The 25,549-nt window shown below is 65.4% G+C and carries 27 protein-coding genes; 12 read left to right on the forward strand and 15 right to left on the reverse strand.

Annotation, left to right across the window (positions count from 1 at the left end):
- Window positions 1-283: 283 nt before the first annotated feature.
- The gene (gene helR, locus OIE68_RS02975) at window positions 284-2,494 is read left to right on the forward strand and encodes an RNA polymerase recycling motor ATPase HelR (RefSeq protein WP_327101559.1); all 2,211 of its coding nucleotides are present in this window, start codon (window positions 284-286) and stop codon (window positions 2,492-2,494) included.
- 107 nt (window positions 2,495-2,601) lie between these two features.
- Here helR and OIE68_RS02980 read toward each other — a convergent pair whose 3' ends face one another.
- Window positions 2,602-3,132: a DUF1772 domain-containing protein gene (locus OIE68_RS02980; protein ID WP_327097859.1), complete on the reverse strand. Its 531-nt coding sequence runs from the start codon at window positions 3,130-3,132 to the stop codon at window positions 2,602-2,604.
- 85 nt (window positions 3,133-3,217) lie between these two features.
- On the opposite strand from OIE68_RS02980, the gene OIE68_RS02985 reads away from it, so the two are divergent.
- Window positions 3,218-3,787 carry a TetR/AcrR family transcriptional regulator gene (locus OIE68_RS02985; protein ID WP_327097860.1) on the forward strand — a complete coding sequence of 190 codons (570 nt, stop codon included), beginning with the start codon at window positions 3,218-3,220 and terminating at the stop codon, window positions 3,785-3,787.
- 177 nt (window positions 3,788-3,964) lie between these two features.
- Here the strand turns inward: OIE68_RS02985 and OIE68_RS02990 are convergent, their stop codons facing one another.
- Window positions 3,965-4,447 (reverse strand): hypothetical protein, encoded by a 483-nt coding sequence (locus OIE68_RS02990; protein WP_327097861.1) that lies wholly within the window; start codon window positions 4,445-4,447, stop codon window positions 3,965-3,967.
- Window positions 4,448-4,567: 120 nt separating this feature from the next.
- Window positions 4,568-5,134: a hypothetical protein gene (locus OIE68_RS02995; protein ID WP_327097862.1), complete on the reverse strand. Its 567-nt coding sequence runs from the start codon at window positions 5,132-5,134 to the stop codon at window positions 4,568-4,570.
- Window positions 5,135-5,348: 214 nt separating this feature from the next.
- Between OIE68_RS02995 and OIE68_RS03000 the strand changes: the two genes are divergently transcribed.
- Window positions 5,349-6,113, forward strand: coding sequence for a helix-turn-helix transcriptional regulator (locus tag OIE68_RS03000; protein WP_327097863.1), 765 nt, complete (start codon window positions 5,349-5,351; stop codon window positions 6,111-6,113).
- Here OIE68_RS03000 and OIE68_RS03005 read toward each other — a convergent pair.
- Together OIE68_RS03005 and OIE68_RS03010 are read right to left on the reverse strand one after the other, a co-directional pair.
- Entirely contained in the window at window positions 6,110-6,274 is a 165-nt protein-coding gene (locus OIE68_RS03005) for a hypothetical protein (RefSeq protein WP_327097864.1), read from the reverse strand. The two genes, OIE68_RS03000 and OIE68_RS03005, sit on opposite strands and share 4 nt — an antisense overlap.
- A gap of 173 nt (window positions 6,275-6,447) precedes the next feature.
- Window positions 6,448-7,164: an MBL fold metallo-hydrolase gene (locus OIE68_RS03010; protein ID WP_327097865.1), complete on the reverse strand. Its 717-nt coding sequence runs from the start codon at window positions 7,162-7,164 to the stop codon at window positions 6,448-6,450.
- A 325-nt stretch (window positions 7,165-7,489) separates the two neighbouring features.
- Here OIE68_RS03010 and OIE68_RS03015 point away from each other — a divergent pair, with 325 nt between their 5' ends.
- From OIE68_RS03015 to OIE68_RS03030, 4 genes are all read left to right on the forward strand, one after another.
- Window positions 7,490-7,972 (forward strand): GNAT family N-acetyltransferase, encoded by a 483-nt coding sequence (locus OIE68_RS03015; protein ID WP_327097866.1) that lies wholly within the window; start codon window positions 7,490-7,492, stop codon window positions 7,970-7,972.
- A 157-nt stretch (window positions 7,973-8,129) separates the two neighbouring features.
- Complete coding sequence (locus tag OIE68_RS46935; protein WP_419150669.1) at window positions 8,130-8,888, forward strand: GtrA family protein; 759 nt, start codon at window positions 8,130-8,132, stop codon at window positions 8,886-8,888.
- The gene (locus OIE68_RS03025; protein WP_327097867.1) at window positions 8,885-9,787 is read left to right on the forward strand and encodes an alpha/beta hydrolase; all 903 of its coding nucleotides are present in this window, start codon (window positions 8,885-8,887) and stop codon (window positions 9,785-9,787) included. The genes OIE68_RS46935 and OIE68_RS03025 overlap by 4 nt, the downstream gene beginning before the upstream one ends.
- Window positions 9,788-9,852: 65 nt before the next feature.
- Complete coding sequence (locus tag OIE68_RS03030) at window positions 9,853-10,614, forward strand: MerR family transcriptional regulator (protein ID WP_327097868.1); 762 nt, start codon at window positions 9,853-9,855, stop codon at window positions 10,612-10,614.
- Between the two features lie 20 nt (window positions 10,615-10,634).
- Here the strand turns inward: OIE68_RS03030 and OIE68_RS03035 are convergent, their stop codons facing one another.
- A complete protein-coding gene (locus OIE68_RS03035; RefSeq protein ID WP_327097869.1) occupies window positions 10,635-11,243 on the reverse strand; it encodes a TetR/AcrR family transcriptional regulator in 609 nt (202 codons plus the stop codon).
- Window positions 11,244-11,315: 72 nt separating this feature from the next.
- Between OIE68_RS03035 and OIE68_RS03040 the strand changes: the two genes are divergently transcribed.
- Both OIE68_RS03040 and OIE68_RS03045 read left to right on the forward strand, forming a co-directional pair.
- Window positions 11,316-11,897 (forward strand): maleylpyruvate isomerase family mycothiol-dependent enzyme, encoded by a 582-nt coding sequence (locus OIE68_RS03040; RefSeq protein ID WP_327097870.1) that lies wholly within the window; start codon window positions 11,316-11,318, stop codon window positions 11,895-11,897.
- Window positions 11,898-12,139: 242 nt separating this feature from the next.
- Window positions 12,140-13,660 (forward strand): serine hydrolase domain-containing protein, encoded by a 1,521-nt coding sequence (locus OIE68_RS03045; RefSeq protein WP_327097871.1) that lies wholly within the window; start codon window positions 12,140-12,142, stop codon window positions 13,658-13,660.
- A gap of 196 nt (window positions 13,661-13,856) precedes the next feature.
- On the opposite strand, the gene OIE68_RS03050 is transcribed toward OIE68_RS03045, so the two are convergent.
- Both OIE68_RS03050 and OIE68_RS03055 read right to left on the reverse strand, forming a co-directional pair.
- Window positions 13,857-15,248: a PQQ-binding-like beta-propeller repeat protein gene (locus OIE68_RS03050; RefSeq protein WP_327097872.1), complete on the reverse strand. Its 1,392-nt coding sequence runs from the start codon at window positions 15,246-15,248 to the stop codon at window positions 13,857-13,859.
- Window positions 15,245-16,585, reverse strand: coding sequence for a hypothetical protein (locus OIE68_RS03055; RefSeq protein ID WP_327097873.1), 1,341 nt, complete (start codon window positions 16,583-16,585; stop codon window positions 15,245-15,247). Before OIE68_RS03055 ends, OIE68_RS03050 begins: the two co-directional genes overlap by 4 nt.
- A gap of 286 nt (window positions 16,586-16,871) precedes the next feature.
- Between OIE68_RS03055 and OIE68_RS03060 the strand changes: the two genes are divergently transcribed.
- Window positions 16,872-17,375, forward strand: coding sequence for a MerR family transcriptional regulator (locus OIE68_RS03060; protein ID WP_327097875.1), 504 nt, complete (start codon window positions 16,872-16,874; stop codon window positions 17,373-17,375).
- A gap of 161 nt (window positions 17,376-17,536) precedes the next feature.
- Here OIE68_RS03060 and OIE68_RS03065 read toward each other — a convergent pair whose 3' ends face one another.
- The 6 genes from OIE68_RS03065 to OIE68_RS03090 form a co-directional block, all read right to left on the reverse strand.
- A complete protein-coding gene (locus OIE68_RS03065; protein ID WP_327097876.1) occupies window positions 17,537-17,845 on the reverse strand; it encodes an antibiotic biosynthesis monooxygenase family protein in 309 nt (102 codons plus the stop codon).
- A 39-nt stretch (window positions 17,846-17,884) separates the two neighbouring features.
- Window positions 17,885-18,529: an HD domain-containing protein gene (locus OIE68_RS03070; RefSeq protein WP_327097877.1), complete on the reverse strand. Its 645-nt coding sequence runs from the start codon at window positions 18,527-18,529 to the stop codon at window positions 17,885-17,887.
- Window positions 18,530-18,644: 115 nt separating this feature from the next.
- The gene (locus OIE68_RS03075; RefSeq protein ID WP_327097878.1) at window positions 18,645-19,595 is read right to left on the reverse strand and encodes a GlxA family transcriptional regulator; all 951 of its coding nucleotides are present in this window, start codon (window positions 19,593-19,595) and stop codon (window positions 18,645-18,647) included.
- Between the two features lie 779 nt (window positions 19,596-20,374).
- The gene (locus tag OIE68_RS03080; RefSeq protein ID WP_327097879.1) at window positions 20,375-21,529 is read right to left on the reverse strand and encodes a hypothetical protein; all 1,155 of its coding nucleotides are present in this window, start codon (window positions 21,527-21,529) and stop codon (window positions 20,375-20,377) included.
- Window positions 21,530-21,931: 402 nt separating this feature from the next.
- On the reverse strand, window positions 21,932-22,516 hold the full coding sequence (locus tag OIE68_RS03085; protein ID WP_327097880.1) for a GNAT family N-acetyltransferase: 585 nt from the start codon (window positions 22,514-22,516) through the stop codon (window positions 21,932-21,934).
- Window positions 22,513-23,802, reverse strand: a complete 1,290-nt coding sequence (locus OIE68_RS03090; RefSeq protein WP_327097881.1) for a hypothetical protein — start codon at window positions 23,800-23,802, stop codon at window positions 22,513-22,515. Before OIE68_RS03090 ends, OIE68_RS03085 begins: the two co-directional genes overlap by 4 nt.
- Window positions 23,803-24,225: 423 nt before the next feature.
- Here OIE68_RS03090 and OIE68_RS03095 point away from each other — a divergent pair, with 423 nt between their 5' ends.
- Window positions 24,226-24,444, forward strand: coding sequence for a hypothetical protein (locus tag OIE68_RS03095; protein ID WP_327097882.1), 219 nt, complete (start codon window positions 24,226-24,228; stop codon window positions 24,442-24,444).
- 5 nt (window positions 24,445-24,449) lie between these two features.
- Window positions 24,450-24,674, forward strand: a complete 225-nt coding sequence (locus OIE68_RS03100; protein ID WP_327097883.1) for a hypothetical protein — start codon at window positions 24,450-24,452, stop codon at window positions 24,672-24,674.
- Window positions 24,675-24,732: 58 nt separating this feature from the next.
- Here OIE68_RS03100 and OIE68_RS03105 read toward each other — a convergent pair whose 3' ends face one another.
- The gene (locus OIE68_RS03105; RefSeq protein ID WP_327097884.1) at window positions 24,733-25,263 is read right to left on the reverse strand and encodes a GNAT family N-acetyltransferase; all 531 of its coding nucleotides are present in this window, start codon (window positions 25,261-25,263) and stop codon (window positions 24,733-24,735) included.
- Between the last annotated feature and the right edge of the window lie 286 nt (window positions 25,264-25,549).

Raw genomic sequence — 25,549 nt, forward strand, 5'->3', positions numbered from 1 at the left:
AATACGCCCTTCGCAATAGGCGCGGCCTGAATATGGAAGGAACTCCCTTCCATATTCAATCTATAGCGCACCCGGGGGCTTGCGGCAAGACCCCGGTCGTACCGCAGAATCACTGGCCGAAGCCAGAACGTGCGGAAATAGGAGTCGCGAATTGCGTGAGTTGCTGTCGACGTATGGATCGCGCGGGGATGTCCGCGACCACGCCATCGGCGACCAGCCGTACCCGGCGACGGATCCGGTCCTGGACCCGGGGCAGGAGACGAGCCGAGAAAGGGAGGGACATATGACGACTCAGGGGTACGAAGACGAATTGCAGTCCGAGCGAAGCTACGTGGCCGGGCTCTATACGCGGCTCGATGCCGAACGCGCGCGCGTGAAGGGAAATTACACCGCGGCGTTGCGGGGAACCGGGGGGACACCCATGGAACGGGATGTCGAGGTGCGCACGCTGGCCAGGGAGGCGAAGCGGCTGGACGTGGCTGACAACGGGCTGTGTTTCGGCAGGTTGGACACCGTTTCGGGCGAACATTCCTATATCGGCCGGATCGGCATCTTCGACGAGGAGAACGAGTACGAGCCGCTGTTGCTCGATTGGCGGGCACCGGCGTCGCGGGCATTCTATGTCGCCACTGCCGCGACCCCCGAGAACATGCGTAGACGCCGCCAGTTTCACACGCATGGACGTCGAGTTGTCGATTTCACCGACGAGGTGCTCGGCCGTCCGAATGATGGCGAGCGCGGGGACGCGGCCTTGCTCGCGGCGGTCAATGCACCGCGCGGTGCGGGGATGCGCGACATCGTGGCGACGATCCAGGCCGAACAGGACCGGATCATCCGGCTCGATCACCCGGGTGTGCTGGTGATCGAGGGTGGCCCGGGCACCGGGAAGACCGTGGTGGCGCTGCACCGCGTCGCGTACCTGCTCTACACCCAGCGGGAGCGGATGGAGCGCCACGGTGTGCTCGTAGTCGGGCCGAATCCGGCGTTCCTCAACCACATCGGCCGCGTGCTGCCGTCGCTGGGCGAGACGAATGTCGTGTTCATGACCACCGGCGATCTGCTGCCCGGTTTGCGCGTCACCGCCGAGGACGCCGCGGATGCCGCGCGGCTCAAGGGCTCGCTGAAGATTCTGGACGTGCTCGCGGCGGCCATCGCCGATCGGCAGCGGGTGCCGGAGCATCCGGTGCCTATCGAACTGCAAGACGTCACGGTGCGAATCGACACCGAGACCGCGGAGTGGGCGAGGGAGGAGGCACGGGCGAGCGGACTGCCGCACAACGAGGCCCGCGCGGTGTTCAGCGAGATCGTCACCTACGTGCTCACCGAACGGGCGATAGCCCGGATCGGCCGAGGCTGGCTGACCAGGAAGGACCGCAAAGCATGGGAGAATCTGCGGACCGACCTGCTCGCCGAGCTCGCCTGCAACGACCGGTTCACCGCCGCGCTCGATGAACTCTGGCCGATCATGACGCCGGAAACATTTCTGGCACAGTTGTATTCGTCCTCTGAACGGTTGCGCGCGTCTGGCGCCGACCAGTCCCTGTGGCGCGTCGATGGCGAAGCCTGGACGGTGTCGGACGTGCCGCTGCTCGACGAACTGGTCGACCTGCTGGGCCGCGACAAGGCAGCCGACGAGGCCGCCGCGCGCGCCGCCGAGCGGGAACGCAAGGCCGAGGCCGAGTACGCCGCAGGCGTGTTCGACACTCTGATCAAGCGCGAGGACCTGAACGACGACATCGGCCTGCTCGCCCAGGACATGCTCTACGCCGAGGACCTCGCCGAGCGCTTCCTCGAACGCGACACCCGTGAACTCGTCGAACGCGCTGCCGCGGACCGGGATTGGACTTATCGACACGTCGTGGTCGACGAAGCCCAGGAGCTGTCCGAAATGGACTGGCGGGTCCTGATGCGGCGCTGCCCGGGCCGATCCTTCACGGTGGTAGGTGATCTCGCGCAACGCAGGTCGGTGGCCGGAGCGACATCGTGGGACACGATGTTCGAACCGTACGTGCCCGGTCGCTGGGTCTATCGGTCGCTGTCGGTGAACTACCGCACCCCGGCGGAGATCATGACCGTTGCCGCCGCGGTGCTCGCCGAGTTCGCACCGGGAGTCCAGCCACCGGAGTCGGTCCGCGCATGTGGCGTCCAGCCCTGGTCCAGGCAGGTCACCGAGGACGAATTGCCCAATGCCATAGCGGAATTCGTACGTGACGAAGCGGGTCGCGAAGGCACCGGCATCGTGATCGGGCCACCGGGTGTGCCGGGCACGGTGCCTGCCTCGGAGACGAAGGGCCTGGAATTCGACGCCGTCCTGGTCGTGGAACCGGAACGAATCCTCGCCGAGGGCCCACGCGGCGCAGCCGAACTCTACGTCGCTTTGACCCGCGCCACCCAGCGCCTCGGTGTCTTGCATCATGGCCCCCTACCGCAGGCCCTAACCGGACTCGCCGAAATCGGCGCTCGCGCCGAGGCCGGTAATCGCGGGTCGGCTTGACGATTCGTGTGCGGCCCCGGACGCGATACCGGGGCCGCCGTCGACGGCGTAGATGATCTCGCCCGGGTCGTCGGAGTGCAGGCGGACGGACGGCTCGGCCGGTGTCGTCATCGGGTTGTCGAGGCGACCTCGGCCGGAAGTTCGTCGTCGGCGGAGCGGGGGCGTGGGGCGTTGTCGTGGGGCGGGATGGATCCGACGACGACTGTGATCACGAGGAGGAACGCGATCAATGCGCAACCGGTTCGGGTGAAATGGAACAGTTCCCAACGTCGCAGGATGTCGGCGTAGTCGCTGGGTGGCGTCCCTATGGCCCAGCGTTTGATCTGCTGGTTGATCGGTACGTTTCCGAAGCGGGTCACCAGGAATGAGATGAACGTCAGCGCTGAGGCACCCGCCGCGATCCACCGCGGCCATGACTTCGACCGTATTGCCAGGATCAGCGTGCTCAGGACGGCGAGACCCATCAGTGACTGCATCACCGGGCCGTTGACGCGCATCAGCGCGGTATGAAAAGTGAACCGAACATCAAGGGGCACTTCGCGAAACGCGTACAGCACGTTCACCGCGCCGTAGCCGAACGCACCGGCGAGCAGGCCGGGGAACAGCAGCGCCGCGGCCCGGACGGATTTCGACAACATCGGAACTCCCATCTCATATCGCAACATCAAGTTGCGATATCGTCAGCATGCCTGCCGTACGCCGATATCGCAACAAGGAGTTGCAATGACCGCACCCCTCGGACGCGGACCGAAGGTTCGCGCCGCCGTGCTCGCCGCGACCGTCGACGAGTTGAGCGAGCACGGGTACGCCGCGTTCACCGTCGAGAACGTCGCCCAGCGCGTCGGTGTGCACAAGACCACCGTCTACCGGCGCTGGGCCGACCGGGACGAACTGATCGCCGATGCGCTGGCCGACAGCGTCGAAGCGGAAATCCCCATCCCCGATTCGGGTTCGGTCGAGGACGACCTGCGCGCGCTGGCGCGCAGTCTGGTCGCGTGGATCAGCAGCCCGTCCGGCCGGGCGGTCCTCGCTGTCATGCTGTCCAACGCCGCACCGCCCGATCAGACCCGCCATGCGTTCCGTGACCGCATCCGCAAGGCGCTGCCGGTCGTGACGCGCGCGGTCGAACGCGGTGAACTCCCCGCTGGCACAAACCCCGCCGAGCTGATCAAAACTCTTGTGGCGCCGATCTATTTCCGCGTACTGATCACCCGTGAGCCGGTGGACGACAGCACCGCCGACGCGGCCGCGGCAGTGGCTTTGACCGCGGCGCGCGCCGGTCTGTTCGGCTGAGCCTGGTGAAACAAATCGGTTGTCGGAATCGTGGCGGCCGAGCAGTATGCCCCGAAAAATCGGTAGCCCACACCATCGCATGGGTAAACGCCGAACTGATGAAGAACGCCACCGAGATCGGCCAGTTGCGGCTCCTGCGGTCAGCTCGAAACACCGAATGAGGCAGACGGATTCAAGTCACCCTCGCTCGGCTCCGTCCGGCCAAACGATCTCCACCGGCAGGCCACGGGCTCGCGCCAGCGCGACCACCGTGCCGGTCCCGCCTTGGCCGCCGGCCTCGCCATCCCATACCGCGACGAGCCGATCGCAGGATGACAGCATGGCTTCGTTGGCGGCCTCGTAGGCTTCCCGCCCGGCGTCGTCGAAGTCCATGATGCGCACAGTTTCGGCGCGTGCGATCAGCTCGTCGAACAGCTCCGCGTGGTCGGGTTTCACCTTCCGCTGTCGATAATTCGTCGACGGCAGCACCACTTCCAGCCGCCCACCGGCATCGAGCACGGCCCGGGCGAATACCGAGTCAGCACCGCGCGCAATGCAGCTGACACCCACGAGATCCTCGGGGTCTCCTTGTCTGGCAAGGACTTTCCTGATCGCGTCGTACACGAACGGGACTGTGTCGGCCGTGATATTCATATGTCCGGTGACGCCGATGCGAGCCATGGGAACTTTCTATACCGCCACCGGAGGTCGCATCCGGGCGCGGTCAGGCAATAACGTCGATTGGTGACGTAGACCTCGACCGACACGGACTGGGCTGCCCGGTCAAAGCCCCACGGCGGGTCAGTAGTGCGGCGCGTAGCCCTCGACGCGGATGAGCACATAACCTGCGCTGTAAGCGGAGTCGATGGTGGTCTGATCGACTGCGATGATGTTGTCCTGGCGCGCTTCGCTCCAGAACTGGTACAGCGGGCTCGTACCGGGCTCCTGGCTGGAGTTGATATATCCCTGAATGCCGATGTAGGTGTATCCGGCGCTGTAGGCGGAATCGATACCTACCTGTGTCGCTGTGCTGAAGTTGTCCTGGCGGCTGTTGCTCCAGAACAGGTGCAGCGGTACGGTTTCCGGCTGCTGGGTCTCGTAGACGAATGCTTCCTTGCGGATGGGCAGGTAGTCGGCGGCGGTGGCGCTGTTTTCGTCGTTGCGGTTGCCGGTGGTGAAGTTGTCGCCGCGTTCCGGATTCCACCATGTGTAAAGCGGGTACAGCGACGGTACGTCCGCGTGCGCGGGGGGTGCAGCAGCGAGAGTAGTCCCGGCGATGCCCGCCGCAGCCAATAGCGTAGCTGCCGAGATCATGAGGCGCTGATGACGGAAACGTGCATTTTCGCGCGCCGCCGACACCGGTCCCATCGATTCCATGATCCGTCGCATCATGATTGTCCCCTGTTCGAGTCTTCCGACACCACTGCTGCCGAGCCCATTGACTCGAAAGCGTCTGTCGGCCAAGTGATTACGTGCAGTACAACGGTAATTTCCGTGCCGCGCCTGCTGCTATACGCAGACCTGCGTATAGCGGTCCGGCTTTTCGGCTGATATGCGAGATCTGTTGGTGCACAATGCAGGAGTGAGCGATCGGCCGGGTGGGGACGCCAAGAAGATTCACGATCTAGCGCTGGAGATCATCACCGAGAAACAGCCGGTGCGGGTCTGGCCGCTATTGATGCAGAGGTTGACCGCTGACCTACCGTGTGATTTGGCTGTCCTGGTCGACCTGAACTGGGACGCCGGCACAGGTCACGCGCTCACCGGTTCCCCGGACTGGTTGTACGAGGCCCCGCTGGACGCACTCATCCACGCGCACATGCGATCTCATCCCTTGCTGCGGCACTACGCACACACTCGGGACATGACACCGCTGAGCATGGACGAGGTCGCCGATGACCGCTGGTGGAAAGGGGAGGGGTATCGAGCGGGTAAGGACGCGATCGGCATCGACCGCCAGCTCGCTTTGCCGCTGTCCGCGGGGCCGGGCAAAATCCGCAGTGTCATCATGAGCCGCAGCGGTCTCGGATTCAGCGATCGCGACCTCGAATACGCCGTGCTCGCCAGATCATTGCTCGATACCGTCGAAGCCCACGAGGCGGCGGTCATCGCCGGCACGGGACCGGGGGACCCCGCCGAACACAAGATCACTCCACGTGAGCTCGCGGTCCTGACTCTGCTATGCGATGGGCTGACCGCTCGCGCCATCGGCACCAGACTCGCGATTACCCAAGCGACCGTGTCCAAGCACACCGAAAACATCTACCGCAAGCTCGGTGTGCGCGACCGCATCTCGGCACTGCGCAAAGCGCAGAGTCTCGGCCTCGTCCCACCCCGCCGAGGTTAGCCCGCGGCCCGCACCGCGGCGGTGCTGAGATCGTCGACGTTGGCGCAGGCATCGGATGGAAGCGGTGGCCAACTGCCGTCGGTCGGGTGATCGGGATCGCCGTACTGGGCGAGCGGGACCGCGCTCCAAGCGATCGCAAGGCTGATGAGATGACCGTTCAATCGGCCGTCGCTACAGCGCATCTCGCCGGCAGAGTCAGAGTCCGTGCGCTGCGGTAAGACAGGGTGAGTCAGACCATCGTCATTCGCTTGCGAAGTAGGTCGGATTCGACGCGGCCGGACCGATGCGCAGCGCGACTGCACGGAAACATCTGCGGCCGTTAGCTTCCGGGCGATCAGGAGTCCAAGCGATCCTGGTAGACCGTGGCGAGATTGCGCAGCGCACTGGCCCCGTCTCCGATGAAGCTGGAACCGTGCATGATCGCCAGCGTGGTGGGTTCCAACTCCGCCAACCGATTCAGCGTGGCCGGCACGGCGGGCCCCAACGAGGTGGCGTGGAAAACATCCTCCGCGACGGCTGCCTGCTCGACCAGATCGGAATCGGTCAGTGCCGGGCCATTTCCCAGCTGGGTCATCAGGTCACCGCAGAACAGCACGCCAGTGGTCTCCTCGTACAGTACGCGCGCCTCCCAGTTGTGCGGTGCGTGCGGAGTATCCAGATGCCGTACTCGACGGTCACCGAGATCGATGACCTCACCGTCGGCCAACCGGCGCGGCAGCCGATCCGCCATATCGTCGATCGAGACGAGGCAGCCGAGCTCACCGTGCGCCACCTGCGCATGCGGTGCGGCAGCGAGGAAGAGGTTCATCGCTCCGCATTCGTCCGCTTCCACATGACCGAAGGTGATCCAACGTAACCTTTCCACCGGCATGATCCGCGCGATTTCCGCGGACACCAGTGGGAACAACGCACGCATACCGGCGTGGAACAACAATGGTTCCTCGGCATCGATGAGGAACTGGTTGAAGGTGAAGCCGGTCGGCCCCACCTCGGGAATGAAGGTAGAGATGCGGTAGATATCTTCGGCGATCTCGTCGGTATGGGTTTCCATGAAACCTCCCTACTTGTGCCGTCCCCGCCATTTTCCTCGCCGACACGCTCCCGCACACCGAATTCGCAGGCTCCTACCGATCTTGTCTCGGATGAGAATGGATCAGACAACGGCGTCATAGGTCAGGTGGGTCGCCGTCGATGTCGGGGTCACGCTGCGCTGCACCAGCGTGCGCGGCGCGCCGCCGGTGAACAGCGGTGTCCCGGCGCCCAGCACGACGCGACGTCGATGCGACCAGATAATTCGGTAGGCCCACTACTTGTCTGCTGGATATGGTCGGCAGACCCGCGGCATTTGCGGCAGCACAAGCGGACATGGGGGTGACGTGATCGACGTGCAGGTGCTCAGGCCCGACGACTGGCCGATATGGCGTCAGCTCCGCCGGCAGGCGCTGAGGGACGCACCGGAGGCGTTCGGCTCGACGCTCGCCGACTGGAGTGGTCCCGGCGACGACGAAGCGCGGTGGCGTGCGCGGCTAGCCGACGTTGCGTTCAACGTGATCATCCGGTGGCGCGGGGTTGCGGCGGGCATGGTCAGTGCAGACACGGCGGACACCGGCAGGATCGAACTCATGTCGATGTGGGTCGCGCCGTTCGCCCGCGGCCGAGGTGTCGGCGACGCAGCGATCCGTGCAGTGCTGCACTGGGCAAACGGTCGAGAGGTCGGCCTGTCGGTCAAAGTCGACAACCAGGCCGCAATCCGCCTGTATCGACGTCACGGATTCGCAGACGCGGGTTGTTCACCTGGCGAGACCGCCTGCGGGCGCATGCTGAAGCCGGCAAGTATGAACCCGCCCGATACATGGTGACGGGTCCGTTCCTGGCCGGGAACTAGTGCGCGTTGATGGTCGTAGTCGAACTCTGCCAACGATTTCCGTGACGGGAAGCGGGCGCGCGGATGCGGCATCAGTGGGCGTGTCAGGTTGGCGTCAGGTTGGTATCAGTCGGCCTGGCGACAGTATCCATGTGAACAGCGCAGCAATTGCAGTTTCCGGGTTGTGGAAGCCTTACGGGGACAAGACGATCCTCGATGGCATCGATCCGACTATCGGTGCTGTCCCCTACCCGATGCCGCGCACGGAATGGCTCGACCGACTCGCCCGCGTGATGCGGTATCTGCGCGGTGATCACGCCTTCGCCCAGCTGATCCGCTTCGCCCTGGTCGGCGGCTTCAGCAACATTGCCTACATCCTGCTGTTCATGGCCATGAACGGGTTCGGCCCGCTGGTCGCCAATATCGCCGGCTCGATCGTCAGCACGGTGATCGCCAACGAACTGCACCGGCAGCTCACCTTCTACGCGGCCGGCCGGGTCGGCTGGTTCACCGCACAGTGGGAAGGCGGCGGGCTGGCGCTGATCGGCCTGTTGATCAGCACGGCAGCGCTGGCCGGTCTCGAATTCTGGGCACCCGGCCTCGGCGAGATCGCGCAGGCGGGCGCCGTCATCGCCGTCATGGCGGCGGTCGGCGTTATGCGCTTTCTGGCACTGCGCGGATTCGTCTTCGAGCGCAGGACGGATGAACGGGTGACTCCAGAAGCAGCCACGGTCCAGCTCTCTCCCCGCGTGGGATCCGTTGGCTCACAACCGATCAGCGGGACCCTGACCGATTTTCCGGACGCAGCCATCCGATCAGTCGCGGGCAGCGCGTTGATCAGCACGTTTCGGGTACCGCGGCGGAAGGGATTGACCCTGACCCTGCGTCAGGGTTGGAGTCTTGTCACATGACGAATGACATCACTTCCGCGACTCGGCTCGCTCCGCCGATCGGCGGATTCCAGGAAATCGACGGCCGCCGTGTTTTCGTGCATCGGTCGGGCAGCGGCGGACCGGCCGTCGTGTTCCTGCCCGGCGCGAGCGCGGTCGGGCTGGACTACTTCGGTGTCCAGCAACAGGTTTCGCAATTCACCACCGCTGTGGTCTACGACCGTGGCGGCACGGGCTACAGCGATACCCTGGCCCTACCGCGCACTGCCGCCGCGGTCGCCTCGGAACTGCGCGAGCTGCTGCGCGCCCAGAACATCACCGCTCCCTACGTTCTCGCGGCACACTCCCTCGGCGGCTTCTACGCGCATCGGTTCGCGCAGTTGTACCCGCAGGACGTGGCGGGACTGGTCTGCTTGGACGTCCTGCACCGGGACTGGGACGACTCCATGCCTCCCACAGCGAGTCTGGCCGCCTTCGAGCAGATGGGACCTGATCCGGAGCAGCTCCGAAAGATGCGTCCGGCCCTCCGCGAGATACACGCCGAGTTGCTCGCGGACTACCCGGAGCACATACGGCAACCACTGATCGATGCCAAGGTGAGCGACGAATGGATGCGGGTCGGCATCGCCGAGCGTGCCACCTTGGCCGACCTCGCCACCGAACTGCGAGCGGGGCCGAGCATCCCTGACGTCCCGGTGGTCGCGCTCACCGTGGTGGGCAACGACCCTACCCAGCAGGCGCTGACCTCGCAGGAGATGAACGATGCCAAGACGAGAATGGACGCGGCCCTGGTGAGCGGGGTCTCGCACGGGCAACAACGAATCCTCTCCGACACCCTCCACCACCGGCTCTGCTTCGACCGCCCCGATGCCGTGGTCCAAGCGATCCGCGAGGTCGTGGACCGGGCAGCGCGCCTCTGAGTTGACCCACCCCGCCGGCTCCGCAAGCTCCGCCGACGTGCCATCCCCCTAGACTCGGCACGACCATGCCCGACGACGACAGGGGAACGGTGCTGACCATCGGCCGGCTCGCGGCGACCGCGGGCGTGACGGTGCGCGCCGTTCGCCACTACCACCACGTCGGCCTGTTGCCCGAGCCCGAGCGCGATGCCTCGGGTTACCGCCGCTACAGCGCGCAAGCCGCGGTGGACCTCATCCGGATCAGGACCCTCGCCGACGCCGGTGTTCCGCTGGCCCGTATCGATGCGCTGCTCCATGCACAGCCGACCGAATTCGCCGCGGCCATCATCGACATCGACGTTGAATTGCAGCGCAAGATCGACCAGCTCACCGAATACCGCAGCCGCATCGCCGATTTGGCAAGTGGTGAAAGCCTTGTCCTGCCCCCCGAGGTGGTCGCCATCCTGAACCGGATGCGTAGTCTCGGCGTCAGCGAACAGCGGGTACGACTCGAGCGCGACTCGTGGATCCTGCTGCAGGCGCTGGACCCGCAGGCCATGCCGCAGCGGATACGGGACAAGACCGCGGGCCTCGACGACCCCGAGACGACGCGCCTCTACCTGGCCTGCGATCGAGCAGTCGACTGGGATCCGCGCGATCCACGCCTGGACCGGCTCATCGACGACCTGGACGCATGGGAGATCGAACACGAACGAGACAGCAGCCGACCAGAGAGCCTGCAGCTGATCTCTTCCCGGATCTCCGAGGCGTCACCGGCATGGCAACGCATCATCGATGCGCTCGCCCACCGCGCCGAGCGTCGCCGAACTGCCGGGCACCACAGCTGAAGTCGGCACCGTGGTCGAAGCTATGGTGACGTAGGCAGTCCGGCCGCGTTGCGCATGGCCGCGCGACCACGTTGGGCGGCGGATTCGTCGTCGAGCAGCTGGATTTCCTGGTTGACCGCCATGGAGATGCCGATGAGTACGGTGGCGATCTCGTCGGGTGGGCGATGCGAAGTGGACGTTTCGTCTTGTGCCGCAGCGATTTCGGCGGTCAGGAAGGCGCGCCAGTCGGCGACGACGTCACGCAGCCGGTCCCGCAATATCCCGGGCCGCCCATCGAGTTCGGTCGATGCCGCGGTGACGAAACACCCTCCGGGAAAAGGGCATTCGGCCAGGTAATCGATCCAGGCATCGATCAGTCGTGCCAGGCGGGCCGCGCCGGGAGGCATCGCCGTCAATGGAGTGAGGACTGCTGTCCGAAAGACTTGGCCGGCCTGTTCGAGTGCGGCGTTCTGCAGTTTTTCGCGAGATCCGAAGGGGCCGATGACACCTGCCTTGCTCATTGCGAGCCGGTCGGCGAGTGACCCGATCGTGAGACCTTCCAAACCGATGCACGACGCCTCCTCGACCGCGGTCTGCACGATTCGATCCCGGGTGCGGGCCGCTTCGGCGAATGAGCTGCGTGGAGACACCAACCCATCATAGCGTCCGATCGTTCGCTATATTTATAGCGAACGATCGGACGCTAATAAGAGAGTGTGCTGATGAGTGATCTGCTACGACTCGACGCGACGGCCTTGGCGCTGATCGCACACGATGTGGCCACTGTTTCCGATGCAGACCTGGACGCGCCGACTCCGTGTGCGGGCTGGACCGTCGCGGACCTTATGAGTCACATGAACGAACGCCATGAGGCTGTCATCGCGTCTATATTGGCGCCGATCGACGACCACGCCGACAATCCCCGCGACGATTTCGCGCGTACAGCCGCACGGTGGGTGGTCGCGATGGAACAGACCGGCGATGTCGTGAACCTGCCGCAGCGCGGCCCGCTGGCGACTGACACAGTGCTGTCGGTCCATTTCGTCGACATGCTCGTGCACCGCTGGGACCTGTCCCGTGCGTTGTGCCGTCCCTGCCCGGTCCCCGACCGTCTCACCGCCCTCGCATTGCCGATTGCTCAGTCGATCACCGCGCCGGGCAGTGCGCTCAACGGCCCGAATGGCGTCTATCGGCCGCCGGTGGAGCCGGACCGACCGCTGCCCGCACTGGACGTCATCGCAGCCCTTCTCGGCCGCGATCCGCACTGGGAGCCCCAACGGAATACCGCCGACGGCCAGAAATAGCGCGCTCCACGGTGCAGCTGAGCGGGTGGATGCTGCTCGAAGCGGACTACCAGCTCACCGCCGCGGGGCGCTGAGCCCACGGCAGCCGGGCAGGATGCCATGCCCTGCCGATCAACCGATCGCTAGTGCGGTCGACGGCTGACTGGAGGCCCGCGCAGCGTCGAGCGCCGCCGCTCCGCGACCACCGCTGCTAACCTCGGCAACGGGTGCCGGTACTGACTCGGCAGGGAGGGGAGTCCGCAATGTCTGGGTCGCATCACCACGTCCTATCGCGACGAATCCGGGCGGTGCTCGCATTACCCCTGGTCGCCGTGTTACTCACCGCCGGCTGCGGTACCACCACCGATTCGGACCGGGCACAGGCGTTTCCCGCCGACCTGGCCGGCCAGATCGACCAGATCATGAAATCCCATATCGACGCCGGGCTGATTCCGGGCGCAGCGGTATCGATCATCGACCCCGAACACGGCACCTACAGCCAGGCGTACGGGTTGGCGGACACCGCCACCGGCCGTCGAGCCGAAGTGAGCGACCACTACCGAGTCGGCAGCATCACCAAGACGTTCGTCGCGACCGCCGTTCTCCGCCTAGCTGATGCGCAGAAACTCTCACTCGACGACCCCCTCCGGAAGTACGTCGACGCTATCCCCAATGGCGACACCATCTCCGTGCGCGACCTGCTCGGTATGCGAGGTGGCGTCTACGATTTCGCCGCGAATCCCGAGTTTTTTCCCCAATTACGCACCGCGACACCGGATCGCGCGTGGTCCATTGGCGACGCCGTGCGCGTCATCAGGGACAACCCTGACAAGGCGCAGCCACCCAATTCCCGTACCGCGTACTCGAATTCCGAGTACCTCCTGCTCGGCCTGATCCTGGAAAAGGTGACAGGCCGCCCGGTGCGCGACGTTGTCAACGACCTCGTCCGCGACTACGGGCTCCACGACACCGGATACCCTCCCGGCGCCACTTTGCCCACACCCGATAGCCGGGGCTACGCCTACGACAAAGACGTCCGCACGGACGTCACAGCACGCACACCACCAACCCTGTGGGAAGCCGCGGGCTCGCTGGTGGCCTCGGTGCCCGACCTCGCCACCTACGCCGCCGCACTGGGTGAGGGACGATTCCTCGAACCTCGAACCGCCACGGCGCGAACAACTTTCACCGACGGTTACGGCCTCGGTCTGATGCATGACGGCTCCTGGATCGGCCACGGCGGCGCGGTCCTCGGCTACACCTCGATGACGATGTACCTCCCTGAACGCAAAGTCAGCGTCGCTGTCGCCGTGAACCAGTACACCCCCGCCTACCGCTCCCTGCTCCCCATCGACGCGACCTATATCTGGACCGACCTGGTGGCCCAGCTCTATCCCGGCACCATTTCAGGCCTCGACAACCTGCCAACCGCTCAACCGCCGATTCCCGCTCCAGCCGACCTCACCGCCGAGCTCGCGCAGGCCTTGAACCCGTCGATCCCCGCGTCCGCCAAGAACTTACGGATCGAGGGTGACGACAAAGACCCGGATCTGGTCACGAAACTGGCCCGGGCCTACGCCCATTCCGGCGTCGAGGTGACAGTCGACAAAACCACCGATATGGGCCGCAATCGCCTGATCGCCACCACCAGCACCACCACCTCGGATGGCAACGTCCCCATGCTCATCCCACTCGTCCCCATAGACAACGCGTGGCGGCTGGACGATGGCTGGGTGTGCATACAGCTCGTCGCCGACGGACAGCAATCGCCGGCCTGCCCCTAGCCGAGCTATCGCTCATCGGCAGAAGCGGACGCTCCGATTTGCGACCGCTCAGCGGCATGAGCGGTGCGTCCGACATTCGGGACCGTCCCATGTCATCCGCGGGTTCGTGCCGGTATTCGTTGTGATGGTGCCGCGATATGGGCCGTTGTCCGGTACAAGAGCAGTGACGAACGCGGGATCTCGAGGCAGTCCGGTTTCAGCGTTCGAGAGGACGGAGCCCGATCATTGTCCGGGCACTGGCGTAGGTGTAGCGCCCCTTCCCGTGTGCGGCGAGTTGACCGGGTTCGGTGAGGGCATCGAGATCGGCGTTCACGGCGAGAAACGGAATGTCCCACGCAATGGCGCCGGTTCGCGGGTCGACCGCCCAGAGTCCGGTGTGGTCGGAAAGGACAACGGTGTGTCCGTCCCATCCCTGGATCGTGCCGAAGCGGGTGGTCTCGGTCCGCCACAGCCGGTGTCCGGTGCGTAAGTCCAGGCCGGTTGTGGTGTGCGCGTAGATGTCTCGCAGTAGTGCGATGTCGCCGAAAATTGCCGCCGCGGTGCCGGTCGTGGCATTGATGTTGTATTCGTTGGTCTCCCGGGGTGCGGAAATGAGGTCGGGGCTGCGCCATATCGGGCTGCCGGTGCGGCGGTCATGGGCGCTGTCGCCGAGCAGGACGGGGATGGTTTCGTCGGTGGGAAGGTCGATCGAAAGGGTTTGGGCGACTTCGCTATCGGTGGCGGCAATGGTGCGGCCCGTGCGGTCGAGGATGGTGCTGCCGGTGATCCTGTGGCCGCGGCATTCGGTTCGGGTGTGCACGACCAATGCGCCGCTGGTTGCGCCGGCGTCGGAGCATCCGTCCTGGGTCGCGCTCCAGGTCGGCTTCCCGCTGGTGAGGTCGAACCCGGCGAGATCGATGCCGAGGGTGAATACACCCTGGCCGTGGGACACGTCCAAGGCGTCGGCGGGCAGATCTTCCCACGCGGTACCCATGCTGAACGCCTGGGACCAGTACGCATCCGGATCTGCGAGCGTTCCGGCATGGACGCGCACGTCATCGGATTCGACGTCACCCTCGGCGACATACACGCGATCGTCGAGTGTCGCGATGGCGAAGGGAAGCCAATCCGTCGGCGTGCGCGTGACCTCGCCGGTGGCAACGTCGTATCCGATCATTGCTTGGTCGGAAGTGAAGCATACGACCTGGTCGTCGACGGGGGTTGGCCCGCAACCGCGCAGGTCCGCGGCGGGGGTCCGCCAGCGCTGTGCACCGGTGCCGGCGTCGATGCCGACCAGCACAGGATCCCGCAGGTACATGCCATCGTCCGGCACACCGGCCACCGTCACCAGCGTGTCCCCCGCGTCAACAAATCCTGGTCCGCCGGTATCGAATTCGGTGCCCGCCCTAGGGTCGCGGAACTCCGCGCCTGCTCGCCCGTAGGCGGCAGCGCTTGTCGACCACGCGAGGCCCGGAGCGGAGTCCGCGGTGCCGGTGATCTTGCGCGTGCTGTCCTCGGGTTGTGAGAGGACCACCACCGCACCGGCGCTGGTGATTACGGCCGCCGTGGCGGCGAGCACGAGGTTGCGAAGCCCGGGGATCGTTCTCATCGCGACACCTCGAGGCCCGGATTCAGGGCGATCTCCTCGAGTAGCGCGAACGGCAGAGGCTCGGCGGGGGCGTCGGCGGAGGTGACCCGGATCTGTGTCCCGGACTGACGAGTGACGCTGACAGTGCGGGTCGTTCGCGGCGAGGGCGACGGCTCCATCAGCGTGCTTCGCCATTCGCGGGTCTCGACCACCGCCCCGTCCGGCAGCCGCCGTGACTCCACATGAGTCGCGCCGTCGTTCGATGAAGTATCAGGCTGCTGTGGGAGGGGCTGCCCGGTGCTGATCGCGACGCTCAACTGCGATTGCCGGCCGGGTGTGGTTACTCGAACCGCCTGGCACACCCCGCCCGTGCCCGCTGGTAGCAGCGCCCCCAGCGGGCGGTCGAGGGTCAAGCCGTCGAGCGGAATCTGTGCCAGCACCGCGTCCCATCGGCGGGCCTGGGCCTGATCGATCACAGCGGAGGATTCCGAGCCGATATGGCAGGACTCGGGCGGGCTCGGCGTTCCGGGTGGAACAGGCGCGCTGACGCGGAGTCCGGGGGCGGTGACGAGCGCGACGAGATCATCGTTGGTCAAGGGGACGGCTCGGGCACGGCCGGTTCCGTCCGTGGCATCATCGGTGGCGTTCGCGTGGGCGACGGATCCGTCGGGCAGATAACCGGTGGCGGTGCGCGAAAGGGTACGAACCCCATTCGTCTCGTACCAGGTGTCATCGGTATCGACGATCGTGCCGTCGGGGAGGTGTCGCCTTTCGTCGAGGTTGCCGGCGACGCACGGCGGGATCGGCGTGGTGGACTTCCGAACGGTCACCGACAGCGTGCCCGCTCGGTCGCCGCGCAGCAGCGTGGCGTGCGCAGTGGTCCAACCGCCGAGTCCCTTATCCTCCGTGGGATCGCCGAGGATCGGCTGGAACACCAGTGAGCGGTCCACCGATGCGAAGGCGATCTCGACATCACCGGGGAGCGAATCCCGCAGCGCCTGCGTCATCGCGACGGCCTTGGGGCCGGAGAACCACGGATAGGACGGATTGTCGTATCCGTACGTGTCGAAGTAAGCCATCCCGATCGATTGCCCTTGCTGTGGGGGCTCGACGACATCACAACCCGGGATCTGCACCGGAAACGTAACCGGCGGAGTGACATAGGAGTATTCGGCCGGATCCGGCGGCTCTGACGTGGTGGGGGTGACCGGTGCGGTCGTCAACTCCGGCTCCGGCTCGTGCAGCAGCCCGGCGATGAGAAAACCGGTCGCCACGATCGCTACGCAGGTCAGACCCACCGTCCATCGGGTGACAGCGGGGGAAGGCGCGGTCGGGTCCTTCTCATCACCGGTTTCCATGTCCTGCATTGTGTCTGCCCTTACCGACATGCCCCACTCGCAGAGGGGTATCGGATGACAGCGATCCCAACCGCCGACCGCGCGCTCCGCGGGGTGATGGTGCGTTCGGCCGGGGCCCAGATGACCACAGCCCGTTGACCTTCGGACGCGGCCCGTGGCCGGTTCTCTCAGCGCTCAACGCGGCAATGCAGCATGTTTCCGTAGCGCTGTTGTCGCGAGAAGTTTCGGCTTGCTCCTGACGTAACGTCAGGTCCTAGCGTCGGCGGTACCAGTGCGAGGTGCGTCGGTGGAAGTGAGATGGAAGCGGATGGACGAGACGGGAATCGAGCAGGTGTGGAAGGTCGGTGAGCTCGCGACCGAGGCCGGATTGACGGTTCGGACGTTGCATCATTACGACCGCATCGGGTTGGTGCGCCCGGCCGGGCGCACCAATACCGGTCACCGGCTCTACACCGAAGCCGATGTCCAGCGCCTGTATCAGGTTTTGGCATTGCGTCAGCTGGGTCTGGGATTGGACCAGATCGCGAATGTGCTCGCGGGCACCGTGGCAATGGCGCGGGTGTTGGCCGTGCATCGCGATTGTCTGGCTGCTCAGGTGGTTGCGATGCAGGACCTGCACGCCCTGGTGGCGACGCTGGCGACAACGGCGGAGAACCGGCCCGACATCTCCGCGAATCACTTCCTGGAATTGATCAGGAGGACTGTCATGGTCGACGACATCCCGTTCGAGACATCATTCACGCTGAACAGCTCCTCGATGATCGCCGACCAGACCTTCCAAGGCATCTAGATCGCGATTGGACGATCCCAGACCTTCGTGTCACGCGATGCCACGAATTGGCTTCAGCTGAAGCGTGCGTTCTCAGGTCGCGCGCTTCTCGGCAGATGCGGACATTCGCGGACCGCGCGATAGGCGGCATTACCGCGCATGGCGGATGGGCGCTTCGAGGTTCAGCTGTATTCGGCGACGACGCGGTAGAGGGCGGGATTCGCACTCGCTGCTTTCTGGGCTTCCGCGACGGAGGCAGTGACCGCAGCGTGTCTACCGGCGGCTTCGCAGGCTTCGGCGCTGTCCCAGTGCGCGATGTTGACGAGTTGGAACCGCGCGTTCGGCAGCAGCGCGCGGTGTAGCCGCACATCGCGGAAACCGGGCGCGGTGGCCATGATGGCCACCCGTGCATGCCATTGTTCGATGAAGCCATCGACTTCTTCGGCGGGGAGTTCGATGGCGTTGATGAAGGTGACACCCTGGTCGGTCATAGCGACTCCTGTTTCATTGTGGCTGTTGGACAGTTCGGTTCAGTCGTTCCAGCCGGTTGCGGCGATGATGTCTGCCCAGGTGGGGACCAGTTCCGGATGACTGAGCCGTACGACTTCGCCGGTCAGCGACCCCGGCAGGACCTTGCGTGGGTTCGCCACGGCTTGTTCCTCGACGCGGCGGGTGAACGCGCGGATACCGCCCAGCCGCGGGTAAGCCATGTGCACCCGGTCGGCGTAACCGGCGGGGAGCATCTGCGCGCTGCCGCCGATATCGATGCCGACTCCGTCCACTGCGATCCAGATGGCTGGCGGACGCCGCCGTCGGTAGACGGGTGAGCTGCTCAGGCCGGTGGTATGAGCGGCGATGGCATCCCAGACGATGTCCACTCGTTCGTCGGTGATTCCTTGTGATTCAAGGAATTCGGCGGCATAGTCAGCTCCGTCGACCTCGAACCGCTGATCGCCGTCGGCGACCTCTGCCAGGCCGATGTCGTGCAGTGCGCAGATGAGATACATGACCTCTTCGTCGTAGTCCGCACCGGCGTGCAGGCCCTGGGAATCTGCGAGGGCGCGCGCGAACAGGAACGAGCGCAGGCTGTGATTGCGCAACGGCGCGCTCAGCTCGGTATCGATCAGCGCACTGGCCGCTCGTGCCAGCTGGGTATCGGGTAGGCCCGGTGACATCGTGAATCTCCTTGCGGCGAGGGTGAACAGGGGTTCGGTGCACGTCGTTGGTTACGGCGTGAGGGTGGGAAAGCGGTGCCGGTGTCGGCTGTGTGTGGGTTCGCGGGTCGCGGATCTACGCCGGGGCGGTGGAGGCGGAGGTGGATCGGAACCGGTCTCGGTAATCGGAGGGGGCGAGTCCGAGTCGGCGATGGAATGCGCGGCGCAGCGATTCAGCGGTTCCGAAACCACACCGGCGCGCGATCATGTCGATCGAGTCACCGTCGGCCAGTGCATGTTGAGCTGCTTCGATACGTACCTGCTCGACGTAGGCAGCCGGCGGGGTGCCGAGTTCGGCGGTGAAACGACGCTGCAGATGGCGCGGGCTCAGCCCCGACCGGGCGGCGAGATCCCCGATGCTGTGCCGGGCACCCGGGTCGGCGTGGATCGCCGCGACTGCGGTGCGGATCGGATCGGTGGACGGCTGTGCCCGCCACAACGCGGTGCTGAACTGCGACTGCCCGCCCGGCCGACGCAGGAACATCACGAGGTAGCGGGCGCAGGTAAGGGCGGCCTCCCGCCCCCGGTCCTCCTCCACCAGCGCCAGCGCCAGGTCGATGCCGGCGGTCACGCCGGCGGAAGACCAAACGTGGCCGTCGCGGATGAAGATCGGTTCACGATCCACGGTGACATCGGGGTACTCGTTCGCCAATTGGTCGACGTGCGCCCAGTGGGTGGCGACTCGGCGTCCGTCCAATACGCCCGCCGCGGCCAGGAGAAACGCGCCGGTGCACACCGAGGTGACCCGCCGGGCGTGCGCCGCCGCGGCGGCGAGCCACTCCATGAGCCGCTCATCCGACCTGGCATCGTCGACGCCAGGACCACCGACGACCACCAGGGTGTCCACAGCGGCCGGATCGAGTGCGTCCACGTCGGATTCGGCAACGATCGCCAGGCCGCTGTCGCAGCGCACCACTCCCGACCGCGTTGCCACGACCTGGCACTGATAGCCCCCGGCACCCTGGAAGACCTCGTGCGGTCCGAGGAGATCGAGGGCTTGGAAGCCGTCGAAAATCACGAATGCCACGCGTCGTTGATGCACAAGTCAAGTCTCCGGCAGGTCACCGAGCGGCGTCAACGACACACACCCCACAGATCACGCCACGCTCACCGTCGATCCGACCGTGGTTAACGGCATTCGGGCCTGGGGCGCACCGGATTCAAAAACGTCGACCAACGCCAAGAGGGATGTGAGCTGCGATACTCACGGTGGGATCTGAGGCTCTGGCCCGGCCTTCAGGTCGAATTGATGGAAGTCCCACACGCCAAACGCGTATTCAGGCAGTTCATTCGAAGTCCCAGAGCATCGGCGCTTCGGCTCGAGTCCCTGGCCGACCTGACACATTGGTCCTGCACTTTCGGCGAGCTCGCACGTAGCAGCTTCGGCCCGCTTGAGAATGTCGACGGTCTCAGAGCCATCGGAGACGTTTCCGCCTTCACCACAACCGATCCCGACTCCGGACGCGACCGCACCTACTGGGGATTCTTTGACTGGAGCCTGTTGCAGTCGGTTGATCCGGCTCCTGATGACTAGGTGTCGAAGCCATGCTGCGAGATTCACGGGCATGCCCGATAGGGCACGATCAAACGCACTCAACTCGGCTATGAGGGTGCGTTCGGCGTCAGCGTGGGGAGTGCCGGTGCCTGGTGTCGCGTCGCAGTCCAACCTCTGGCGAGTTCTGTGGTGTTCCCGCTGCAGGCGACGCCGACAGCTTGTCATTCGTTGATCTAGTGAGTTCCGCAGCAGCGCTGGCCTTTTCGGAAGGAACGGGCTGCATACGAGTTCACGCCAGGGCGCGGGGCCACTTAGCGGTGCCCGCCGGTGTGATCGTGGGAGCAGGTGTCGGTGCGGCGGCCGTTCACGGTGGTGGCTGCCTGCCCTGCGCCGTGGCCTTCCAGGGCCGCGAACGGTCCGCACTGGTTGGCGGTTATCCAGACATGGACCATCGGATTGCCCGCGCCGGGGTTGATCGAGTTGGGCGGGCAGGTGCCCTGGGCGTCGGTGACACCGGCGACCTGAGGACCGTCGGCGCTGTTCTTCCAGCAGAGGTTGTCGTGGACGTGCCACTGCATCAGTGGCCCGCCGTAGTCCACCAGATCGGTGTCGTCGATCTTCTTGCCCTTGGCGATGTACATCGCCGAGACCAGGGTCCGATCGGCGCCATCGACCCGGTAAACCAGTGACTCCGGGTGGGTGGCGTCGAGGAATCGGTCGTCGCGGATGTAGCCGGTGTTGATGTAATGCTCGTAACCGGTGGCCGAGTCGCCGATGGAGCGAAAGCCCAGTGCACCGATGGAACTGACGTCGGCGAACGCGGGCAACTGGTCGAGAGTGCTGCGAATCAGGGCGGTCGCGCGCTGCTCCTGCGCGGCGGTCACGCCCGGCACGCCGGACACATCGACCGGGGTCGCCGGATCCCACGGCCGCGGCCATGCGGTGCCGGTCCCGTGGTCGGGGTGGTCGCCGCCGGCATGGGTATGGTCGCCGGCGTCGTGGCTGTGCACGTGTCCGGCGCCGCCGAGCATCGCCGCGACGGCGAGGGCGCCGGCCAGACCGGCGGCGGTCGCGGTCGGTGCCGTGGGCAGTGTCGCCCTCGGGCGCGCCAGGGTGAGGGTTGCACCGGCGATCGCGAGCAGCCCCAGCGCCCCGCACGTGCTGTCGAGGAACTGCGGCGCCTCCGCCGTGTCGAGGCCGTCGGGCCACGGCAGCCCCGCGAACCGGGTGTACCCCCAGATCACCACCGCCACGACGTTCACCCCGATCACCGTGACCGGCATGGCCTTTCGCGTGCTCACCGACGCCAGCAACCCGGCCGCGCATTGTGCCGCCGCGAGCACGACCATCAGCCGGGCGAGGGTGGCGTGCTCGGTATGCAGTCCCGCGGCGAACAGGTGCAACGCACCCGCCCCGACCGACGCCGCACCACCGAGCAACAGGAATCCGTTGCGCCCACCAGTCATATTCGATCTCCTTCGTTCGCTCTGGACGCTACTGGGCCGGGTCGGGCCTCGCTCCCTTGACCTGTGAGAGATCTCTGTGGTTTTCGCGCCCTGTCACGGCGCCGGGCCGCGTTACACCGATCCCGAGACGGCGGCCCTTCTGCGTGCGCGGTCATCGGCATTCCCGGACGGTCGAGAGCCAGCGCAGATGCCGCATTGCGCAACGACGTCGGTGCGAAGCACTGGGCATCACGAGGCCGGGGGCATTCGTTGGATTCTGCTCGTCAAGGGTATCGACTTGATCGACCGCGGTGAGATCGTCGGCGCTGCAACGGTTGTGGTGGTTTATCGGGCCTTTTAGCCTGCCAATTGCGTGATCGCTCGCACCTGTCAGTTGCAATAGTTCATGTCGGGCGTTTCCGATCAGGTGGCCAGATCGCGCATCAGCACGTCGAATGTCGGAGCGTCGGGCCAGCTCGGCGTAAGGGTGCCTACGCGATACCAGCCCCAATTGCGGTAGGTGGTGTAGGCGCGGGTGTTGTCAGGGCGGACGAGCAGTGTCGCGCGTTGTTCCGGTCGGTTACCGAGGAGTTCGTCGTGTAGGGCGTGGGCGATGCCTCGGCCGGTGAGTTCGGACCGCACCATGATTTCGCTGAGTGCGAATGTGCGGGAACCATTCTCGGCGATGAAATCGGCTGCGTCGCCCTCGTCCAGTTGGAGACCACCCCACCATGCGGTGTTCACGTGCAGCGGCCAGCCCCAGGCTTGGCCGCACGCGCGCCCGTCGAGGTCCACGATCACCAGCTCGAACCCGGCGGGGCGACTGGGGTCGGTGTATGCGTCGAAGCGGTGCATGAATGCCTCCGGCGCCTCGAATTTCTCGCCAGCTTCGATCGCATGAACGTAAGAAGCGCGGAATATGTCCTCGACCTCCGTGCGCCGCTCACGGGCCTGTTCGGCCGAAAGATGATGGAACTCCAGGGTTGTCGCCTTCTGGTCTGGATTCATGCCGTGGTGACCCTTCTCGCCAGATCGTCGAATCGTTGCCGGAATTCGTCGGAATTTCCCTGCACCGCATCACGGATTGGCGCAAGGAGCTTGAGGGTGCGGGTGGAGGAAATCTCTCGCTCGAGGTCGGTGATGACCGAAAGTCCTTGATCGGCAGCACCTTCGATGTCTCCCGCATTCGCCAAGGCCGCCGCCCAGCCTGCTCGATAGTTCGCGGCGTTGCGGGCACCGGCCTGCTCCAGCGCGAGTCCAGCCGATAAGGTTGCAGCCTTTGCCAAGTCGCCGAGGTCTCCGATACCGCGGGCTTCGTGGCATCGGATCTCGGTGGTCGTGACGAACCGGAGCCACCGTGGGCACTCCCCGGACGACTCGTGCTCGAACGCGAAATCCAGTTCACGCCAAGCTGTGGCAACGGCTTTGCCGAATCCGGTGCGGTCACCGAGGACGCCGTATGCCTGGGCTTCACGGATGGCCATCAATGCATGGACGCGGCCTGGTGAGCGACCACGGCTCAGGTCCCGCGCACGTCCGATGAGCCCGAGCGCGCGGTGCGGGTTCGCTTGGCCGGAGCGTGACAGAGTGGTCGCCTGATGTGCGGCGTTCAAACATACGTGGACGGTCAGTTCTTCGTCGCCGGCCTGGTTGGCCAATGCGAACGCGTCGGCATAACAGCGGCGCGCGAGCGGGTGCATCTCGGAGTCGTAGGCCAACCAACCGGCGATTGTTGCGAGCTCGCCCGCCGCGCGCATGAAAGCCTTGCCCGCTTGTTCTTCGAAGGCACATGTCTCCAGGACGGCCTTCGCCCGTTCGAGGTCGTCCACGGCTGTCTGCACCAGCGCTGTGCCACCGACGATCTGCTCGCGCCGGGCAATGTCCTCGACGTTTGCCGCGAGTCGGTGCGCGTCGGCAATTCCGATCCGACTCGGGAACGGGGCGGAATTCACGGCAGGAAGTGCAATCGCGGTCCCGAGCAGGACTCCGAACTCCCGGCGCTTCACTTCGTCGCCCTCGACTTCCCGTGCAATGTGCGGTGCACCCATCGCCAGGCTATCGTCGGCAACCGCTGCTCGAAACCGTTGCGCCTGCTGATCATTTAGACGGGCAAGTTCGGAGTCCAGATCCTGGGCAGACTTCCCTCGTACCGGGCGGGATACTGTCGCCTTCTCCCACTTCCTGATCGTCGGTGGCTCGTAGCCGACCTGCGCGGCGAACTCGTCCTGCGTCATCCGCAGCGCCGCCACGCGAAGGGCTTTCACCTCCACACCTGTCCACCTGCTGACGATCATGGCCACCCCTGTTTCGCGTCAACAACGCTCGGTATCAGAAGCGTATTACTTGCGTGCGGTTTCGTGGCTGGGATCGAAGTGGCTGGTCGGCGACGCTTTATGGGCATCCGAGGTCTCGGGTGTGTCGAGCGCAGTCAAGGGGAGGATCATGACGAATTCGAAACTGCCGCAGCGATATCCGATTGTCGGGCCGCCAGTCGCATACAGCGGTGCTACGGCCGATGTGGTGAAGCGGTTCGCAGATGCCGTTCGCGAGTGGGCCGGACACCCTGGGAGTGCGGAGCGCCGAGGTATCGAGTCCACGGCAGCTGCGAATCGTGAGGCGGTGTGATGCGACGAGATCGGTTGCGTACCACGCAAACTCAGAACGGTCGCAAGGTTGCTGTGTGGCAGTTGGTCGGGTGCTCCGCGCGGGTGTTGCGCGTGCAGTTCACTTCGGAATCGTTCGCTGCGTATTGCTTGCCGTCGTACGCGCCGCTGACGGAAGTGCAACCCGGAACGGTCAAGTTCGATCCGTATCCCGATTTGGCTGCCGCTCGGGAGTTGCTGCCCAAGCACAGTGATCTGTGGGACGCGCTTCGAGACGACTACTGGGCGGCGCTCATGAATTCGGAGGCCCTGCCGAACTCATCGGAGGCATAGGGCAGATGTCCGAGATCGCTCCGTCTGTGCGCGCATTGCTCGCCGCCTTTCACGAAGAAACCCATTTCAAGCTCGACCTCGCCCCTGTCGACAGCGCTCCGATCTACGAGCGCACGGCCGATGGCTGGTTGTGTCGAGTCGGCGAAGACGGCTGGCTCCTGGACGCCGACTTGGACGAGAGCGACGCCATCAGGGACGACTCGGTCAGCGTGCACGACACAGATACCTGAGCGCGCGTTCAGCTGTTGTCCACGCCGCCGGGCTGCGTTCGTGCCGAACTGGTCTCCCTCAGCCATGCTCAGAACGCGCGGCTGGGCGGCTGGCCGGAAAGTTGTCTTTGATCCAGAACATGCCGCGGCCCGACTCCGCGGGGGCGCGCACCTCGCGTGGTGCGACCCGGTCGAGCCGGTATCCGAGGCGGCGGGGGACCGCGGCGGCGGAGCGGGTGATTATTCCTCGGCCGGTATGCGCGACATGGCACCAGTAGCCGATTTCCAGCGTGCGCGGGCCGACGCGGTCGTGGATTCCGATCGCACCGAATAGGGCCCCGTCGACGTCGAAGATGCCGTAGTTGCAACTTCCGTCGGGGCTCGGCCAGCTCGTCGCCATCGCGTCGCCGAAGGCACGGTGCTGTCCGAGTGTCATGGGTTCGGCCAGCCAGTCCATCCATGGATGGAGGTGGTCGAAGGAGGCGGTGACCGCGTCGAACCGTGGCACCAGGTCCTCGGGCTGCCAACTGCGCAGCAGCAGGTCACCTAGGTGGATCTGCTGAGGCGGCGCAATTCCGGGCGCGAGCGCGGCTGGTTGCTCGGTGTTCATCCTGGGATGTTGGCAGCCGATCCGATGTGGGGCAACGCAATATCGTCGGCACCACGTGGCAGCCAGCCCACGGAAGCCGCCAGCTATATCTGGACAGCCGGACCCCGATGCGCCCGGACCGACCTGGCGAACCACAGTTCGCCACGGACGGTCTCGCCCAGATGTTGTCTCGAAGTGGCGGGGCGTCCATCGAGCCGAGTCGAATGGTGGTACTGCCCAAGACTGTCGGGAACCGTCTTTCGACTCGGCTCGATGCCGGATGGTGGCCTCGGAGAGTGACTTCGAG

Origin of the sequence: Nocardia vinacea, assembly GCF_035920345.1 — a bacterium.
Taxonomy (GTDB): Bacteria; Actinomycetota; Actinomycetes; order Mycobacteriales; family Mycobacteriaceae; genus Nocardia; species Nocardia vinacea_A.

Coding starts and splice junctions, on each gene's coding strand:
- helR (WP_327101559.1), top strand. CDS start 284: ATGACGACTCAGGGGTACGAAGACGAATTGCAGTCCGAGCGAAGCTAC.
- OIE68_RS02980 (WP_327097859.1), bottom strand. CDS start 3,132: ATGTTGTCGAAATCCGTCCGGGCCGCGGCGCTGCTGTTCCCCGGCCTG.
- OIE68_RS02985 (WP_327097860.1), top strand. CDS start 3,218: ATGACCGCACCCCTCGGACGCGGACCGAAGGTTCGCGCCGCCGTGCTC.
- OIE68_RS02990 (WP_327097861.1), bottom strand. CDS start 4,447: ATGGCTCGCATCGGCGTCACCGGACATATGAATATCACGGCCGACACA.
- OIE68_RS02995 (WP_327097862.1), bottom strand. CDS start 5,134: ATGGGACCGGTGTCGGCGGCGCGCGAAAATGCACGTTTCCGTCATCAG.
- OIE68_RS03010 (WP_327097865.1), bottom strand. CDS start 7,164: ATGGAAACCCATACCGACGAGATCGCCGAAGATATCTACCGCATCTCT.
- OIE68_RS03025 (WP_327097867.1), top strand. CDS start 8,885: ATGACGAATGACATCACTTCCGCGACTCGGCTCGCTCCGCCGATCGGC.
- OIE68_RS03030 (WP_327097868.1), top strand. CDS start 9,853: ATGCCCGACGACGACAGGGGAACGGTGCTGACCATCGGCCGGCTCGCG.
- OIE68_RS03040 (WP_327097870.1), top strand. CDS start 11,316: ATGAGTGATCTGCTACGACTCGACGCGACGGCCTTGGCGCTGATCGCA.
- OIE68_RS03045 (WP_327097871.1), top strand. CDS start 12,140: ATGTCTGGGTCGCATCACCACGTCCTATCGCGACGAATCCGGGCGGTG.
- OIE68_RS03050 (WP_327097872.1), bottom strand. CDS start 15,248: ATGAGAACGATCCCCGGGCTTCGCAACCTCGTGCTCGCCGCCACGGCG.
- OIE68_RS03055 (WP_327097873.1), bottom strand. CDS start 16,585: ATGGAAACCGGTGATGAGAAGGACCCGACCGCGCCTTCCCCCGCTGTC.
- OIE68_RS03065 (WP_327097876.1), bottom strand. CDS start 17,845: ATGACCGACCAGGGTGTCACCTTCATCAACGCCATCGAACTCCCCGCC.
- OIE68_RS03070 (WP_327097877.1), bottom strand. CDS start 18,529: ATGTCACCGGGCCTACCCGATACCCAGCTGGCACGAGCGGCCAGTGCG.
- OIE68_RS03080 (WP_327097879.1), bottom strand. CDS start 21,529: ATGACTGGTGGGCGCAACGGATTCCTGTTGCTCGGTGGTGCGGCGTCG.
- OIE68_RS03085 (WP_327097880.1), bottom strand. CDS start 22,516: ATGAATCCAGACCAGAAGGCGACAACCCTGGAGTTCCATCATCTTTCG.
- OIE68_RS03090 (WP_327097881.1), bottom strand. CDS start 23,802: ATGATCGTCAGCAGGTGGACAGGTGTGGAGGTGAAAGCCCTTCGCGTG.
- OIE68_RS03100 (WP_327097883.1), top strand. CDS start 24,450: ATGTCCGAGATCGCTCCGTCTGTGCGCGCATTGCTCGCCGCCTTTCAC.
- OIE68_RS03105 (WP_327097884.1), bottom strand. CDS start 25,263: ATGAACACCGAGCAACCAGCCGCGCTCGCGCCCGGAATTGCGCCGCCT.